A 19056-nucleotide genomic window follows, 5' to 3' on the forward strand; every position below is an offset into this window, starting at 1 on the left:
TATCATTAAAATTTAATTTACCTTAATACAAAGTATATTTAACCAAGTAATATCTCCTCTTCCTGGAAGAATATCAGTTGTTTTATATATTTTTTCAACCTTTAGATTCTTAATTTTATTTATTAATTCACTAAAAGTTTTTTCAGTATAACAATTAAAATATCTTTCTTTTTCATCAATATACTCATTTTCACCATATTTAAAAGACATATAGAATACTCCATTAGTTTTTAAATTTGATGATATGTTTTTTATTACATCTACTATTTGATTTTTATTTACATGAAGTAATGAAGCACATGCCCATATTCCATGAAAGCTTTCTGTTAATTGTAGATCTTCAAATTTGCTGTAAATTACTTCTTTTCCAATTATCTTGCTAGCAGCAACTGCTAATTCTTTTGATCCATCAACGGCTATGACATTATATCCTTTTTTTATGAATTCAAGACTATCTCTTCCTGATCCACATCCTAAATCAAGTATATGACCACCTTTTGGTATGTATTTTAGGAAATCCTTATATAGATGGCTCATGTCTACAGATAGTGTACTTTCTATATATGATTTTGAATTGTTGTTATAAAAATCTAATGTTTTGTTTTTCATTTGTTTCCCCTTATTCATTATATTAATTAATAAACTTTTTTTAATATAATTCCTTTCATAAATCCGCCACGTTCTTCAAGCTTTTCTTTTCTCTTATTTAGTAAATCTTCTTCAGTATATCCAAGATTATGAGCGATACCAAATAATACTTCCATAACATCAGCAAGCTCTTCTAAATTTTTATCCTCTAAATACTCATTAACCTCTTCCATTAATTTAGCTTCAAGTAATCCTGTTCTTTGTTCCATATTAGCAATTTCTATATCACATTCTTTTCCTGATTTTTTTATTACTTCTGGAATTAAATCTCTAACTAATTTATTATAAGTTTTCATAATACACCTCTAAAATAATATAAACAAATTAAAAGAAGTCATAATAAATGACTCCTTCTAACCTATATTATATACTATTTTTCATTACTAAAAAATCTATTCTTATAATAAGTTGCAACTCTTAAATCAATAGCATCTTTCATGTGTTTTTTAAAAGCTTTATTACTTATAATATCTCTAATATCATCTTGAAGTGAAATTAAACATCCATCTTTACTCTTAAAGAAATCACCATGAGTCTTAATTAAAAATTTAATTGGATTATTCTTAGCTAAGCTAATATACTTCTTTTTATCCCAGTTCATAAAATCACTAGTTCCCTTGTCCTTAAGCATATCAACCTTATTAGATCCCTTTCTATAAAAATGATAAAAACTTTTATAAATATCATCCTCTGATATCTCCATCTTTATATCTCCATCATTATAAAAAGCTAATAAAACTGGCATCTTATAAGTTTTACTCATACTAGTAGTTTCAATCATATTAATAAATTCTCTTCCTCTAGAATTATATAATATTTCTTCATCATCAGTTAATTTATCATTTTCTTTTATATATTCTAGATAATTAGAAAATGGATTCATTGCTTTACTTTTACTTTTTATATTTTGATAAACTTCATCATCCATATAAGTAAAAAACTCTATTCTATTTGGCCTATATCCTAACATATCAGATACAATTTCAAACTGCTCTTTAATTTTATCCTTGACCTTCATTTCTCTTTCAGCTTGATTCTTAAAGATATCTATTATTCTGAAATCAAAATCAACAATACATTCTTCAGGAAATTCATAATCACTTTGCCTATTATTCTTAGATTCTATTGATGAATACTCTTTTCCACTTAATAAAAACGGTACTAAATTAGCTTTCTTATAATTTCCTATAAAATCAAGCACATTTAAGTATGTCTTATCTTTAGCTTTTCTTAAACCCCTTCCCAACTGTTGTAAGAATATAGTTGGTGATTGAGTAGGTCTTAAAAACATAACCATATCTATTGCAGGTACATCTAGCCCTTCATTAAACATGTCTACTGAAAATATAACCTTCAATTCTCCAGAAGTTAACTTAGATAAAGCTATATTTCTCTCTTCAGAATACTCCCCTTTTTCTCCACTATAAACAGCAGCTGATGGTATATTATTTTCATTAAATACCTTTGCCATATATTCTGCATGATGTCTTGAAGTGCAGAATCCCATTGCTCTTTTTGAATTATATTTTAGGTAATGATTTAATATAAGCTCTCCTCTTTTATTTAACATTAAAGCTTCTTCAAGTTGTTTATCATCATATTTACCATTTTTATAATCTATACTTTCATAATTTACAGTTTCATCATAAATACCATAATATCTAAAAGGTACTAACCATCCCTTATTTATAGCATCTTTTAATCTTACTTCATAAACCATGTTATAATCACAAAGTGCAAATACATCTTTAGAATCAAGTCTTTCTGGTGTTGCAGTAAGTCCTAATAAGAATTTAGGTTAAAGTAATCTATTATTTTCTTATAGTTATTAGAAACTGCATGATGGAATTCGTCAACTATTATGTAATCAAAATAATCTTTTGAAAAATATTCTTCATTTAAATATTCATCTTTACCTAGAGTTTGTACTAATGCAAATATAAATGAATTTTTTGTATCTTTTTGATTTCCATAAAAGAATCCAATATCATCAGAATTTCTAACATTTTTAAAACTTTGAGCTGCTTGCTTTATTATTTCTTCTCTATGAGCCACAAATAAAATTCTATTATATTTAACTGAATCAAAGGCTGCTAAATATGTTTTTCCTATACCAGTTGCAGCAACGATCAATCCTTTATCAAAACCTTCTTCTCTAGACTTCTCTAATGAATATAACGCTTCAATCTGAGCTCCTCTTGGTTCAAATATATTTATAACATTATCTTCTTTGATTTCTTCTTTTTCAATATCCTTATAAACATTAGGTCTTGTCCATTGTTTTGAATAATCTTTTAACACTTCATCAGTTATTATTAATGAATGATTATTAAATAGATCTTCAAAGGTATCGTAAAATACTTTAAAGTCATTTGGAGCAGTTGATTTTAAAAATCTATAGTTCCATTCTATTGATGATGTTAATGCTCCTCTTGATATATTTGATGAACCTATATATATTTCACTATCTATTGGATTGTGAAACATATATGCTTTTGGATGAAAGGATTTATTAGGATTATTGTAAAATCTTAAGTCTACTTGATTTTTTAGTTCTGATTTTAATAGGTATAATGCTTGTGGTTGTGTTATTTTCAGGTAATTTCCTGTAAGGATTCTTATTTTAACTCCACGATTTAGTGCTTCCTTTAGGTCTTGTAGTAATAGTTTTACTCCTGATTCCATTAGGAATGATACTATTATGTCTATTGTTGTTGCTGTTTTGAAGCTTTGTTTTAGTTTTGGGTAGAGATGGTTTTTATCTCCTGTTGTTGTATTGGAAGCTAATGTATTATAATTTATTGATTTTTCTTTTACTTGTGATATTTCATTTATCTTTTTTGTATTATTTATCATTTAATCACCTAACCAACTTCATATTTATAAATATTCTAATGACTATTTATAACTTTCTTAGTTTATATATGACTTTGTCCATTTTTAAGTATGTTAAACATTTCATCTTTGTGTATAGCCACAATCTCCTTATTCCATATACCATCATTAATATAAATCATCTCTTTCATTACTTTTAATTTAAGACTTTGCTCTATAATTCCTTTATATGAAGTTACCTTTCCTTCTGGAGGTAAATTAGAGAATTTTGAATTTCCAGAAACAGTTATTAAAGCTAAATTTCCAAAACTATTCAACTCCTCATCCTCCCACTTCATAAATGATTCTGTATCGATTGGATGCTGTGGATAAAAATGTTCTATTGAATTTCTAAATTGAAAATACCAATCATCATCTAATTTTGATATTATTGATTTTCCTTTATATGAATATCCATCCCTATATAAAATATAGTCAAGATAAGTAAAAACAATACGCTCAAAACCAAATCCACTAGCTTGTTCATAATCAGACTCTTTTACTTTTTTAACACAATAGTCTTCTAATAACTTTAGTATATTAATATTTTTATCATTGATTAAATTTCTCAATACTAATGAAATCCAATGCATAGTCTTAGGTGATGTATAAGTAATACGTAAACAAGATTGAAGTGTTCTTAGCTGTTTGTTATTATTATCATCTCCACCAAAAGTTCCTATATATTTTGGTTTTAACGAATTTCCCCTTTTCTCATCTTTGTAAGATTCTAAACGTTGTAATGACCATTTACCAGTCTCCTTATAATCTTTTGTAAACTCTCTTTTTATAATATATTTATCAAACAAAACCCTACACTTTAATAAATTATATATGAAATTCTTTGCCTTTTCTTCATTATCCCAATTTAGTTCTATATTTTTCAAGAAATTTTTATCATCTAACATTGACTCATTTTCATTATCTTCTGATATTGTCTTATTTACTTGCAATATAAAATTAGGAAAAGAAATAATAGATTCAAACCTCTCATTTTCTTCAGAAATTTTAGAAGCATCATTTTTATGAGTTTGTGGATTTTGTAAAATTTCAATTAACGTTCTACTAGAATTAAATAAGCTATATTCTTCTTCATCAATAACTTTTTCTTTAACCTTATCAAAATTGCTAACTTCTGATTTTAGTCCACTCCAATCTTTAGTAAAAAGACTTTTTCTTATTTTTGAGTCAAAATTCATTTGTACATATGAATCCATGTTAGAGCAAGCATCCCAAATAAGTGCTCCTGCCTTTTTATCCTCATCTGTTGATAGCTTACTAAGTAGTTTAGCTTTTGCTATTTCATGTAACTCCAATTGTTCACCACGTGTGTTCATAATTTCAAAATAATGATTTAAATCTATATTTTGTGGTACTTGAATACGAATTAACTGTACGTTATCTAGTTTTTCCCTGAAATCTTGATTCTTAATCATTTTACTCTTAAAATAATCTTCAATCATTTTATAACCATTAATAAGTTCTTTAGATTGTAGTTCATCTAAAAGATTACTTCTTTCTTCTGTTCCTATAATTGAAAGTGTACGATTTGATTTTTCTCTTGCCTCAAAACATAAGGAACCATTAAAAAAATCCATATTCAAATATTTTTCTAGTAAGTATAAAGTTGTCAGACGTTGTTGTCCATCAATTACTTCATAAACACCTGTATTCTTTTGATTTACAATTAAATTACCTAAAAAATATGTTCCATTGGAATCATAAATATCGTCAATTAATTGTTGAATTTGATTTTCTCCCCAAGCATAATTTCTTTGATATATAGGAATTTCATACTTTACATTATTAAATAATCTTGATACTTGTAATATCTCTAATTTTTTATTCATATTCTTACCACCCATTTTCTTTTTCTAAAAATTTCCATATATGTTCATATTTTCCCCAATTATTTTTTGTAATTTCTGTTTTATCTACTCTCTTAAAAATAATAAGTTCTAATTCTTCTGGAGCATTCATTTCACTAATTTTAGTAAAAATGTCTATTCCTTCATTAATTTTCTCATGCTTTCCTATAGCATATTTATTAATAGTCTCTGGATATATTGCTGCCATAACCAATCTAAGGGAATAACTCCAAGTATATAATTGTTTCATCACTGTATCGGTAATTGAATCAATGCCAAATCTATCTGCAAAAAATAATAACACACTTTCATAAAGTTCCTTTATATAAACATCTCCTGTACGTTTACTAGGAATTTCATTAATATCTCTGTGAAAGTCCTTAATCTTATTTTTAATCTTCTCAAGTAACTCAGCATAATGTATGGTATATGCAAAAAATCTTTTTCCTGCAATTAATGGCTGAGTTAATTGAAATTGATTTAAAGGTTTAGTAGCTAAAATTTCTACACTACCATTATTATTCATTTGTTCTATAAAAAGATTTGAAGCCTTTTGATATATAGCATAATTATAAATATTATTAGTTTTAATTCCCTTAAATGCCCCAATCTCTTTACTTGAGTAACCTAATCCATTTCTCCACTTATACCATTGAGTTAGAGGAAATAAATAAACTCTGAATAATTTTTCTAAATTATCTTGATCTTCATTTTCCCAAATACTAATAATCTTATTTTTTAAATCTTCTTCTTCATTATTCATTTCTCTTAAATGATAAGATTTTAGTAAATCATGAGGAGCCAATTCCTTTCCCCTTGAATTTTGAGAATCAAAAAACTGAAATGCTTCTTGTTCTTCATCAGTTACTATTTTAACTAAAGTACAATTTTTTAACAAATAATCTTTAAAGCTTTCCCTACTTTTAAGTTCAGAAACTTTCTTTTTTAATATTTGAAAATTATTTATTATAACATTCTCTGAAAAAGAATTATAACGCTCATTTAGTAACCCTAACTCTCCATATCCAAGACAATAAAGTAAAATTGACAATGTAGTAATACGTTGTTGTCCATCTACAATATTATAAACTTCATTATTCTTATGTAATATTACAGAACCAAGCCTATATTCATTTACACCTTCTTTATATGCCTCATAAATATCCATAAACAAAGTATTTGTGGATGATACGCTCCAACTATATGGTCTTTGATATTCTGGAATAGCTAATTTCAATTGAAATAGATCTTTAATTGTAAAAATTGATAATTCATCTTTAATTAATGCCATTTTTTCATCCTTTCTCTAGATATATATAATATTATTTCTATAACTATTTAAGCTTTTTATTTGACTTATAACCATAATTATTCAATATTTAAATATATTAGTTACATTAAATTAGAATACTAAATTAAAAAAGGGCGAATATTTATCATCTAAATATTTAGCCCTAAACTATTATCTGTTAATAAAATACTATATGTTCTTATACTTCTTCATATACTTTTTCTTACTTAATAAAATTATATAAATTTGTATTGACATTAGCTATTATTTCAGTTACCTCTTTATTACAATAAATATAAACACCCTCTCTTGATCTTGTTAACAATGTATATAATATACTTATTAATTCATTTTGTAAGTACCTTAATTCTATAATCTAACTTTTTTAAAATTACTATTCTTGTTTTTAAACATTAACTTTTATTTTTTCTTTAATAAGTTTTTAATATTAATATTTTTTTACCTCAATATAAAATCATCATCATTTATCATCGCCTTTTTAAAATCATTTAAATCAACATGCTGTAACTTTAATCCATATTTATGTGAAAACATTGTTATGGCCATTAAGGCATTATCATAATTTTCTCCTGTTTTCATATTATAATCAAAAGTTTTAATAAATGAAGATAACATTTCCTTTTCTCTTGCTTCAAATTTCTCTAATTGATAATTAACTTTTTTTCTATACTCTTTTAATTTTTCTGTAGCTTCATCATATAAACTAGCTATTCTATTATACTCGCATGCATTTAGCTTAGTACTTTTTATTATTTCTCTACAAGTTGTTACTACATAACTCGCTGTAGTATATATCATCATTGGAAGAAATGCCGGTGTATTTCCTAAAGTTAATTGTATTGCTTTAGTCAAATAAATAGTAGATACTGTTTTTATAGCTGTATTGCTCATTTCTTCAACTAGATCTTCTGAACTTATTTCTCCTTTAGCATATGAATAAACAGAAACGCCACAATCAACTAACCCTCCTGCAAGAGCTGTCGCTGCACTACCATCAGATAAAACTGGTATAGATGCTTTTTGAGAAGCAATCCTTAATGTTGAAGATAGAAAACCTGTTATTCCTCCTCTTGCTCCTGATTTAACTACATCTACTCCTAAATCCTTAATTGCCTCATTTAACTCCTTTTTATCTTGTAATACATCAATAATATTAGTTGTACTTGAAACTATTCCAGTAACAATCATACTTGCAGCTGCAGTATTAATTGTAGTGTTTCCTATTTCTTTTATAACCTGATTTTTTTCAAAATTCCTAATATAACTATCTATATCATCATAGGCACTCTTTAACTCTGATGTAGTTGTTCCTCCTGAAGATACTCCACTTATATCTTCTGTAAGCCCTTGCTCTCTTAAATTTCTTTTCACATCTTCGTACATACTCTTAGATATTTCACCATTTTGTAATTTTATATCTAACTGCCTAACTACATCATCATATTTATCACTAGCTATAACTCTTTGCATTCCTTCATATTTTGTATTAGAAATCCCTTTATCTGCACTAGCTGTATCTCTTACATTATTATTAACCTTAGCTTGTCCTCCTTTTCCAATTACCTTATTACCTTCAAATAGTCTAAAGTCATCTGGTGCATGTGGTTCACCTAATCCACCCCATTCTTTTTTTGCATCTGTTACAACAAATCTACGGTTAATCCCTGCATTAGCAAGATTTCTATTAACCTTTGCAGCCTCAATATATTCAAATAAATTTCCCTTAGCTTGTTCATAATTTACATTCTTTATTTGCAATGATTTTTTTAATAATAAATCCATGCCATAAAAACTTGCATTAGTTCCATTTTGAAAATTTTCCGATAACAAATTTCCAATTTGATATTCCGAAAAATTTAATATATCATTATTATTCTTCTTTTTTCTATCCAACAATTTCTTCTCCTTGCTCACCTAAATACTTAATTGTTGATTCTGTTGCTGCTTCAAGAACTTTTTCAGCATTTTCATCTATATTCCCTTCATTGTTTAATATAGGCGCTGCTAATACTGCATTATATATTTGGGTTAGTAACCAAGCTACCTGTAAAGACTTTTGATCATTTTCACTTAATAGATTAAAATCTATCTTAAACTTTATCCTCAAAAACTTTTTAATACGATTTATTAATTTTTTACTTTGTTTTTCTGTAGATATTTTCAGTATATTATCTAACTCTATAAGCATACTTTTATATATATTGCTAAAATTACTTATGAAATCCGTATATAATTCAGCTATATTTTCAACACTTACTAAAAAATCCTTCATTATTCCCATTTGCTCTACTGCATGTTTAGCTTCTGAATAAGTTTTTCTTGCATTAGCTAAATTTTCTTCAGCTTTTGCAGCCATAATAAATCCAGCTACTGCTAATACAGGACCTGCAACGATTCCTCCTAACACAAGTGTTCCACCTGCCATTCCAAGACCTCCTGCTGCTAATGAACCTCCACCAAACCATGCTAAGGTAGCATTTGTTGCTGCTGCTCCAGACAAAGATGCAATAGCTGTTCCTGTTGAAGCTGAAGCAAACATCATTGCTCCACCATATGATGCAATTCCCGCTAATGCTCCTGCACTAAGAGATCCTACTCCACCTTTTAAAACTTCTGTCGCTTTTAATGCAGCTGTCTCTATTACTTTTAAATCTCCAACATTTTTAATATTAGCTTTCAGTATATTATCTAAGTTAACCTCATTTTCTAATCTTACATTTTTAAAATTAGAAAATACATTTATAAACTTCCCTAAATCTTCTGACCAAGCTTTTAATTTTAATTCTCCCAATACTTCTAATTGCCTTGCTGTATCTTCTTTTTGCGTCTCTAGTTCATTTTTTGCTCTATCATATATGTATTCAGCATCTTCAACTAATTCTTTTGCTTTAGAATTATTTGATATAGCCTTTCCTCCTTTCGCTACTCCTGCTACTCCTGCTGCTGCCGCTAAACCTGCTAAAATAAATGGTACTGCCATTTTATAACCTCCTTAGTTTATCACACATTATTTTATTTATTTCTATATATTCTTTTAAAGATAATTTATCTTTAAATAATTTATACATTTTAATTACATCACACTTATCTGGCCTATTATCATAAATTAAACATAATCTTGATTCCTTACTAAAATATCTGCATACCCCTGATCCATCATGCAAATCAGAATATATACTATTCATATTCAATCTTGTACAACATACTCCACATTTATCGCATTGAAATTTTATATTTGTCATATTTCCACTACTTTCAATTCTATATTACAAAAGAATAAACTATTATATACTAAGATAATTTCATTCTTAATTATATTATAGATCAATAAAAAAATTATTTTTGTCGTATTTTGTCTAGCTATATTAATTATTTAATTCTCTTAAATAAATATTATATTTGTATTTCTATATAAGTATCTTTTCATCAAAATAAAGGCCCTACAAAACGTAGAACCTTTATTCTTTATAGTTATTTATAAAAAACTTTCAATATTACTTCTTACCTTTTAAACTAGCTCCACCAACAGCTGTCACAACTCCTTCAATACATAATGTAAATATTCCACTCATTACACCTATTTGCGGTAACTCAGATTGATTATTTGTTGGTTTTGAAGTAACAGATTCATCTTTTTTATCAGTATCAGAAGAAGTTCCTGCATTACTTTCATCTTTCTCCTCTTGCTTATCTCCATTATCTTCAATAACTCTATCCTTCTCATTTTCAGTCTTTACTTCACTATTATAAAGACCTTCAACTTCCTTATCAGACAATGTTGTATTGAAAACTGTAATATTGTCAAATTTAGCATTTGATATATCCACATCTCCCCAAATGTTACCACTTACAATTATAACATCTGTTATTAAAGCTAAGAATTTATCTTTAAAACAAACTGATATATCTTTATTATCTCTACCTACTTCATCGCCATTAACATATACAACAATTCCATCAGGCTTTACAGTATAAGTTACATATTCCCACTTATTTTCTTCTAATGTTTTTTAACTTTACCTATTTAACTTAATACTTCCTCGTTGTTAAATTTCCATGTAATTATAATATCATTTCTCCCCTCTATAGGTTTTAAATATTAATTTATTATTAATTCTTAATTAAACTATCTCTAACTTTTTTTACCGCCTTAGGCAAGGCCTTTAATACAATTCTATCTGATAAAACAATTGCATTGTTTGGAATTAACTTATTTTCCTTCCCCCACATAACTGGATAAATATATATATTAGTTTTCTTATTATTATATAATATTTGTATCTTATTATTTACCTCTATAATACAATTATTATCAATCTCTAAAATCTCTTTTATTGGTTTAAATATTTTAACTTGTTCTAATAAAGTTAATTCATTAGCAATTTTTCCTTCAATACCCCATTCAATTAATTGTAAACCAATTTTTCTATCTAACATACTCTGAACTCGCTGATTCCAAAAATGATTTAAGCATTGATGACAAGATGTATCACACTTACATTCTAACAATAATTTTTTACTACTCATTATTAATTCATTTGCTCTTAATGCAATTTCTGAGCTATATCCAGCCCCACTTGACAAACTATCGAATAAAAAGATATCAATATATAATTCTTCATTGCCTTCTCTAATTCTATATCCACCTTTAATTTCATTAAATTCAATATCTAACAATCTACTAGAAGCTAAAATCATAGCTTCTGTCACAGTAGTTGCTGAAGTTTTTAACCAAAACTCATTTAAATCACAATTAATAAAATTTTTGTCAATCCTGAATTCAAATACAGCCATATCCGTTATAAAATTAGTTCCTAAAACTACATCTGCAATATCTCTATGTGAACATTTCTTCATATAACCTCTTGGATGTTTATATGGTCTCTTTACATTCTTAAACTCTTGCGCTCCAGGTACTGCAGCTCCACAATCTTTACATACTTTAAATCCTTTATTTTTAGGCCCATTATTTAATATTATTAACTTTTGATCTTCTCTTCTAGCAATTCTTATATTATTACATCCAAACTCTTTCATATCATTTTGATTTGGTGTTGTTGAATAGCATGGTTCTTGTGCAAATGATATTTCATTATCACTTTCCGCTTCAGGAATACTATCTGCATTTAATGGAGCAAATCCCCATGGTTTTAACATATTTTTTTCACCAATATTTGCTCCCTTACAAAATGGACATTTTCCATCCTTAGGCGAACTTATATCAAACCATCCACATAATTTATTATTACAATAATAAACTGTCTTATAATAATCTCTATTTTCAAAATATGTTCTTGCTGCTTTATCATAATTACCTGTTAAGAACTTAGAATGATAACTATATATTCCACCTGATCTATATGTTTTCTTATCAACTACTATTAATCTTCCTGGAGCATATTCACTAATAGCCATATCTAATGCTCTATCTGGCTTTTGTATAATCCTTTTTCCCTCTTTATCCTCAATATAAAATCCTACTACATTTTTAGGAAATGAGTATGTTGGAAATATACTTTCCTCATATAATACATCTAAAACTGATTTTTGATTATTATTTTCATCATTATAGTCATTTGGATTATTTTCTACTTTACACTTAACTTCATATAGCCTCTTCAATAAATCATTCTTAAAAAGATTAAAGTCAATTGTTATATTTCTTGGTATTAAAATATTTTTTTCATTCTTAGCTAAAGAATAACTTTTAACATACTTCTTAAAGTCTTCATATGCTGTTTCAAAAAAACTAGAAATTCCTATCTCCTCAATAGAAATTCCTTGTTGCATGAAATACTTCGTTACTAATACAATACTTAAATGCCTATAAACCAATTTACTATTCTCAATATCTATCCAAGGTTTTCGTACATCCCCTGAAATTATTATTTCTGGATTATTAAAATAATAATTATCATGAGGTCCATTATCTGTATAAGTTACAATTGTTGAAATAGATGCACTTTTTCTTCCTGCTCTCCCTGCCCTTTGTTGATAATTTTCTCTCATAGGAGGAATGTTCCTCAATCCAACTGCTGTTAATGAACCAATATCAATTCCAACCTCCATAGTTGTTGTGCAACTTAATATATCAACTGGCACATCATCATTAGTTTGTACATCCTGAAACCTCATTTCATAGTCTTCAGTGGTAGACCATAACTTCTGTCTTTGATCCTTATGCGATAGTTGTGCTGAATGTTCTTCTGTGTTAATACTTGTAATTTTATCATTTATATTATTAATAACTTCTAAAACAGGTTTTCTCCAGAAACTTAATCTTCCAAAATCTTCTGATCCCATCTCTTTAATATGTTTAGAACCACAGTGTGAACACATTCCCCATATACTCTTACTAAAAACGCCTGAACACTCCTTACAATGATACCATTTTTCTAAATCAGCACAGATTAATTTAATTACATTTAAATTTAAAAATACCTCTTCTTCTCTACCTAAATTATTAGTAAATTTTAAGAAACATTTATAAATTAAATTTATCTGCTCTTCAGTATAACCTCTACTTCCAAGAATAACTCTTATAGTTCTATTAATATTTTTATCTTTTTTTATACCAAATCTTTCAAAATTACTCGCCTTAATATTTCTTCTTATCTCATTATCAATTTTATCACCAAGTGCATAACTATCTTTCATAACTAAGTTTGCCCATATTGCAAACAAATCACAAAATTCCTCTGTGCTTAACTCAACCTCTTCATCATCTAAATCATCTTCTACTTCTATTAGTAATCTTTTACTACATGGATATACATAACATAAAGCTATATCGGATAATGAATGATAACTACTACATAATAATTTAAGAATACTCTGATTATATAAACCCGGTCTATTATTAAATTCCTCATTTAACTCATCATATTCAATTTCCCTATTTCTTCTTCTTGCTCTTCTTATTTTTTCACTTACTTTTTCAATATCACGTTTAAATATCTCTTCATCTTTACCATAAAATAATTTTAAATTATTATTATATGCTACTTCTAAAAATGCAACATATAATAGCTCCATCGTTGGAGCTTTATTATTATTCTTAGCCCATTCACCCAATTTTTTGCTTGCTAATACAATAACTTTTCTTATTGCATCATCATCTGCTGCCTTAGTTAAGTCCTTAGCTAATCCTGCAGCTCTTTGTCTGCTATCTGAAAATAGCAAAACCTTCCTTCCAGCATTTGGGAATTTTTTTATTAATTCTTCTTTAAATATAGTTGGTGGCTGTATATGCAACTGTTCAGATACTAAATTATAAAATGATTCATTTCCCTTTGTAATAAAATCAGTAACATTTAAATGTGATTTCTTACATTTAGGACAAATATAATATGTTAATACACCTGGTTTTCCTTTTTGCTCTTTATTCTCGTATGCAACATGAATAAACCCTTCATTATTTGCATAATTATCATTTTCATATAACTTTCCTGTTAATGAATTTAACCATCCTATCCTAATATCTTTAGATTTTTTATAATTTAAATTACTAGGAATAATATATAAATGTACTTCCTTAAAAGCTTCATCATATTGTTCACCTAGTGAATTCCATATAAATTTCTCACTATATTCATTACTATACATATATCCTTTTAAAAATAATGCCCCACATCTACGATCATTAACTAGTTCATATACTTTGGATCCACAACAATCACAAAGCTCTTTTTTAGAGTTTAAAAAAATCTTTCCTATTGAAATTCCCTCTGATGACACCCCTTCAGAACAATTAGGATTACTACAAGCATATATTCCTTGAATTCCTCTAAACATCATGTGTAATCTTGCTGGAAATAATACTTGTTTATCCTTATTTTTAGCTAAAGGAGATACTGCTAATAACGTTTCTACAGCTCTTCTTGCTTTTTCCCTTTCTTCATTAGGAAATATATTTTCAGCTAAATATTCATAGCTTTTAGCTGACCCTCTACATGCCTTTAATATTTTCATCATTGGTTCTAAATTTTCTAAATAACTATAAAGCCATTGCTCACATTCATTGTAATTATTAAAATTAACATTCTCCCCCATTTGTTTAGCAAAGTACTTGATAGAATTTATACGCTCATCTTCTTCACACTGAAAAATATCCACATTAATATTTGCAAGCTTATTAATATCACACTTTTTAGAAGCCTCAAAATTTATTGTAGCTTGTACACCATTTATTATACTAATATCATTAATATCACATCCTGTAATATCTGTTATAAAATTATTAATATCATATTCTCCATCTTTAGGAACACTAGCCGAAGTCAAAATAAATTGTACTCTCTTTTCTTGTATTCCTAAAGTATTTAATAACCTCCTAATAAGTAATGCAACTTCTCCTCCTGCTGCTCCTTTATACATATGTGCTTCATCAATAATTATAGTTAATTTATTCTTTTCATCTAAACTTAACCATTGTCTAGTATCATCCCACAACTTATTTTCCCTTGGTCTTATTAACATATATTCAAGCATTGAATAGTTTGTAATTAATATATCTGGACACAACTGCTGCATTTCTTGTCTAGTTATCAATTCTGCATCCTTATCATCAGTAACATGTTTTCCATTTTTTAAATTCTCAACAAATTCTGATAAATTATATTTAGATGGATACTTTCCTATTTCTATAAGTTTCTTCTTAATACTCTCGTCTTTTTTCAATAAATCTGTTTCTAAAGTTTTTGCTAGATCTTTATCCTGCTCTAAATTTATTTCTCCCGGATATGGCGTTCTACCTGTGTACATACCAAATTGTGGACGCCTTACATTTTGACCATTTAATTCTTCAAAGAAACTTAAAAACCTACCTTCGCTATCACCAATCATTTTTCTTAATCTTCCAATTTGATCGGATACTAAAGCATTCATTGGATAAAGCATTAAAGCTCTAACTCCTCTTTGTTCCCAACTTACATTTTTTGCTTCACTTATAATACTACTAATCATTGGCCACATAAAACATTCTGTCTTTCCTGAACCTGTTCCTGTAGCAACAAATGTATTCTTTCCATTATAAAAACTTTCTAAAGCCTTTATTTGATGCTCGTATGGATTTTTATATACCCCTAAATTATTTTTAATCATATTTAATAATATATTTTTAATATTTTCTGGTATATTAGCATTTACAACTCCATTCTCTCTTACTTTATATGATGGATTAGCCTCAATAAATGGTTTAGAATAAAGAATTCCCTCTTTTTCTAATTTATCTTTACACGCTTCTATTAATAATTGACTTTCCCCTAAATACTGAGCAATAATATAATCCTTCAATTTATTTCTTAAAGCATTATGAGTACTATTTACACTATACCTCTCCATCTTTATATTCAACCATCCTTATCTTCAAACTAGTTAAAATTAATTTAATATAATCCCATACTTCTATTTTAAATAATAAATTTGTAACATCACTAATATTACTTTTAGGCCATCCCAAGCCTAATAGAATACTTTCTTCTATAGCCGGTAACTTATTTGTTAATTTTAACTGTACATATCCTTTACTAACTTTATTAACGTAGGCTATACTAGGATTTGCACATTCACTTTTTAAATTTAACATATATCTTCGTACTTCTAATCTATCTATATCATATTTACTTATTGATGAAATAAATAATCTACTATCTTTTTTCTTAATAAATCCATAATCAAAATCATTATATTTATATATAGTAATATCATTATCTTTTAAATTAATAACATCACTCCAACAATTTGATAAACACTTATTTCCATATTTATTAAATACTTTTAATTGATTACTTTCTTTAATTTCATTCATAGGGTTATTTAAATATGTAACATAAACATTTTCTAACCTTTCCATATCATAATTAAAAAATTTATTTATTTCTTTAAAATCTATATTATTGCAATTTCCTTTATTTCTATCTATAAATAATAATCCTGCAATATTAAATAAGTTTACGTTACCAATACCTCTAATAAGTTTACTATTTGAAGATATATTTACAAAACTAGATTTAGGAATCCCAAAATCTGTATTAAATCCAACAGAAATTATATCACCGCTTCTCGCTAATCTATCTCTTATTGTTACTATAGGTGACTCTTTATTATTTTCATTATAAAACCATTTTCGAACTTCAGGAAATACTAATAAAAACTTTTCTAATAACTCTTCTCCTTTAGATAATAAATACTTCTTACTTTTAAATACTTTTTTATCTAATACTTCTTTATCTAATATACATAGTCTAATATGTATTGATATTGCTGAATATAACAATCTAGCTATATATTCTTTATTATTTTCTTCATTATATGAATAAACATTTATATCATCTGATATTTTTTTTATCAATATATTTTTTATATTATCCACTAAATTCCACATTCCTTCTCAATATAATTAATGAATTCTTCAAATGTATATGACTCTATTTTCTTTTCTCTTAATAAACCTATAAAACTATTAACTCTTCCCTTATTTTTACTTAATGGATATATTGTATATTGAGCTATTATATTAAATACTAATTCTATATCTATTTTATAAGTTTCATTCATAATGCTAATTGCATTAGATAATATATATTTCATTACTTTATTAATGACATTTATATTATCATACCTATTTGAAATTAATTCATAAAAATAATTTACATTTTTTTTGCTTATATCTAAAATGCCATCACTAACTAATGATATAATCATTTCTTCATTTTTAGATAATCCACCTACATATTCAATATCAATTGGAATTATATAATTAAAAATACTTCTATTTATAATATGGATATTATCAGAATTTTCCATAGAAAATAACACTATTTTATCTTTTATCGCTTTTACTATTGGTAAATATATATTTTCATTAAAACTTTCTATAATATTTTCTAATAAAATTACTTTATTAGAAGATTTATTAATATGATTTATTAATGATTCACATGTTTCTGTTCTTTGCGATAAATTTATTATCTCAGGTGCTTGTCCATACATACTTGTAGAAATCGCCTTTGCTACCCCTCTTGAGTTATATCCAATAAGTGCTATTGGGGTTTTAGATACCATTATCGCAGTTAAATACTTTGCTAAATTTCCTTTAAATTTAGATTCTATACCTGCAATTTCCAAATTCACCTCTAAATCATAAATAAAGTCTTTTATATCGGAAGTATTATATACTTCGCCGAGTATTAGTTTTTCACATATACTATGTATATAGCTTGAATTATCCTTAATTCCCACTTCTCCAATTAAACCTTTTATTTTATTAATATTTATTAATAAATTTTTTTCTAAATATTCAATATCATTTTCATACTGTAATTTCTTTTTATTAATTTTTTCACTCTCATCTTTTAATTCTTGAATTTTTTTAGATATATTTTCAAGTTCATTTTTTTTCACTTCTATTTCTTTGATTAATTTAAAATTATTTTTTTTAAATTTATCCTCTAACTCATTATTAAACTCAATAGTTTTTTTATTTATTATTAAATTTACTTCTTCAAGTTCTTTCACTTTTTCTATATATCTTTTATTTAATTGCTCTATTTTATTTTTTTCATTTAATAATTCTTTATCAAACTTTTTTTTCTCTTCATTTTTTTCTTTCTCTAACTTATTACAACTTTTTTCAATGTCTTTTATTCGATATTTATAATTTTTTTCTCTTGTTTCATACTCTTCTTTTAGGTTATCTATTATAATTAAATTATTAAACTCTAATTCTTTTTTTTCATTTTTTAATTGTTTTATTTCAGCTTCAAGATTAGTTATTATATATTCCTTCTCTTTCTTCAATTCCTCTTGTTTTTCTTTATATTGAGCTTGTATTTTAGTTACAATTTCTTTCTCTCTCTCTTTAATTTTTCTTTTCAATTCACAAATATAATTTATTTCTTTTTTGGCTTTTAAAGTTAATTTTATTTTATTAATAATGAAATATAATTCTATATCTGTATCAAAACTACTTTCTAATAATATATCTATTAAAGTATTCAATTCATTTTCCTTCTTCAATATATTATCTAAAGTAATATTTTTTTCTTTACAAGTATTATCAACCTTTAATAATATTTCTTTTATTGATGTATAAATAAAAGAAATTAACTTCATATTTTTATCAATAGTAATATTTTTATAAAATGAATCAACAATCATTTTTTTAGTTATACTTTCTACCCTGAATGACTGATATATTTTAGGTTTACATTTTGGATTTTTTTTCAAAAACATCCTAATGCTTTTTATTGAAATAATATTTATTATTCTCTCAAATACTTCATAATCTAAACTTTGTATAAAATCATTATATGAATTTACCGATTCTACTCCTAATTTTTTCATTATTTTATC

General features: G+C 26.2%; 10 protein-coding genes and 2 pseudogenes. All 12 read right to left on the reverse strand.

Annotated elements, in window-relative coordinates; genetic code table 11:
* Positions 1 to 12 precede the first annotated feature (12 nt).
* Complete coding sequence (locus EJJ37_RS06690; RefSeq protein ID WP_166484680.1) at positions 13 to 609, reverse strand: class I SAM-dependent methyltransferase; 597 nt, start codon at positions 607 to 609, stop codon at positions 13 to 15.
* 26 nt (positions 610 to 635) lie between these two features.
* On the reverse strand, positions 636 to 944 hold the full coding sequence (locus tag EJJ37_RS06695; RefSeq protein WP_133014825.1) for a nucleoside triphosphate pyrophosphohydrolase: 309 nt from the start codon (positions 942 to 944) through the stop codon (positions 636 to 638).
* A gap of 74 nt (positions 945 to 1018) precedes the next feature.
* Positions 1019 to 3504: pseudogene (locus EJJ37_RS06700) on the reverse strand (DEAD/DEAH box helicase family protein).
* Positions 3505 to 3566: 62 nt separating this feature from the next.
* Positions 3567 to 5372, reverse strand: a complete 1806-nt coding sequence (locus EJJ37_RS06705) for a DUF262 domain-containing protein (protein ID WP_133014826.1) — start codon at positions 5370 to 5372, stop codon at positions 3567 to 3569.
* A gap of 4 nt (positions 5373 to 5376) precedes the next feature.
* Positions 5377 to 6681 (reverse strand): DUF262 domain-containing protein, encoded by a 1305-nt coding sequence (locus EJJ37_RS06710; protein WP_133014827.1) that lies wholly within the window; start codon positions 6679 to 6681, stop codon positions 5377 to 5379.
* Between the two features lie 459 nt (positions 6682 to 7140).
* Positions 7141 to 8595 carry a hypothetical protein gene (locus EJJ37_RS06715; protein ID WP_133014828.1) on the reverse strand — a complete coding sequence of 485 codons (1455 nt, stop codon included), beginning with the start codon at positions 8593 to 8595 and terminating at the stop codon, positions 7141 to 7143.
* On the reverse strand, positions 8588 to 9682 hold the full coding sequence (locus tag EJJ37_RS06720; RefSeq protein WP_133014829.1) for a hypothetical protein: 1095 nt from the start codon (positions 9680 to 9682) through the stop codon (positions 8588 to 8590). The genes EJJ37_RS06715 and EJJ37_RS06720 overlap by 8 nt, the downstream gene beginning before the upstream one ends.
* Before the next feature lies 1 nt (position 9683).
* Entirely contained in the window at positions 9684 to 9944 is a 261-nt protein-coding gene (locus tag EJJ37_RS06725) for a CxxCxxCC domain-containing protein (protein ID WP_133014830.1), read from the reverse strand.
* 252 nt (positions 9945 to 10196) lie between these two features.
* Positions 10197 to 10697 (reverse strand): annotated as a pseudogene (locus EJJ37_RS06730) (hypothetical protein); the annotation flags it as partial.
* A 115-nt stretch (positions 10698 to 10812) separates the two neighbouring features.
* Positions 10813 to 16044 carry a DEAD/DEAH box helicase gene (locus EJJ37_RS06735; protein ID WP_133014832.1) on the reverse strand — a complete coding sequence of 1744 codons (5232 nt, stop codon included), beginning with the start codon at positions 16042 to 16044 and terminating at the stop codon, positions 10813 to 10815.
* On the reverse strand, positions 16031 to 17074 hold the full coding sequence (locus tag EJJ37_RS06740; protein ID WP_133014833.1) for a hypothetical protein: 1044 nt from the start codon (positions 17072 to 17074) through the stop codon (positions 16031 to 16033). The genes EJJ37_RS06735 and EJJ37_RS06740 overlap by 14 nt, the downstream gene beginning before the upstream one ends.
* Entirely contained in the window at positions 17074 to 19047 is a 1974-nt protein-coding gene (locus EJJ37_RS06745) for a coiled-coil domain-containing protein (protein ID WP_133014834.1), read from the reverse strand. Before EJJ37_RS06745 ends, EJJ37_RS06740 begins: the two co-directional genes overlap by 1 nt.
* Positions 19048 to 19056 lie beyond the last annotated feature (9 nt).

The sequence above is a fragment of the Clostridium cuniculi genome (genome assembly GCF_004353185.1).
GTDB lineage: Bacteria > Bacillota > Clostridia > Clostridiales > Clostridiaceae > Clostridium > Clostridium cuniculi.

Bases quoted from the DNA above. Each gene is read 5' to 3' on its own strand.
- EJJ37_RS06690 (WP_166484680.1), bottom strand. From the start codon at position 609: ATGAAAAACAAAACATTAGATTTTTATAACAACAATTCAAAATCATAT.
- EJJ37_RS06695 (WP_133014825.1), bottom strand. From the start codon at position 944: ATGAAAACTTATAATAAATTAGTTAGAGATTTAATTCCAGAAGTAATA.
- EJJ37_RS06705 (WP_133014826.1), bottom strand. From the start codon at position 5,372: ATGAATAAAAAATTAGAGATATTACAAGTATCAAGATTATTTAATAAT.
- EJJ37_RS06710 (WP_133014827.1), bottom strand. From the start codon at position 6,681: ATGGCATTAATTAAAGATGAATTATCAATTTTTACAATTAAAGATCTA.
- EJJ37_RS06720 (WP_133014829.1), bottom strand. From the start codon at position 9,682: ATGGCAGTACCATTTATTTTAGCAGGTTTAGCGGCAGCAGCAGGAGTA.
- EJJ37_RS06725 (WP_133014830.1), bottom strand. From the start codon at position 9,944: ATGACAAATATAAAATTTCAATGCGATAAATGTGGAGTATGTTGTACA.
- EJJ37_RS06735 (WP_133014832.1), bottom strand. From the start codon at position 16,044: ATGGAGAGGTATAGTGTAAATAGTACTCATAATGCTTTAAGAAATAAA.
- EJJ37_RS06745 (WP_133014834.1), bottom strand. From the start codon at position 19,047: ATGAAAAAATTAGGAGTAGAATCGGTAAATTCATATAATGATTTTATA.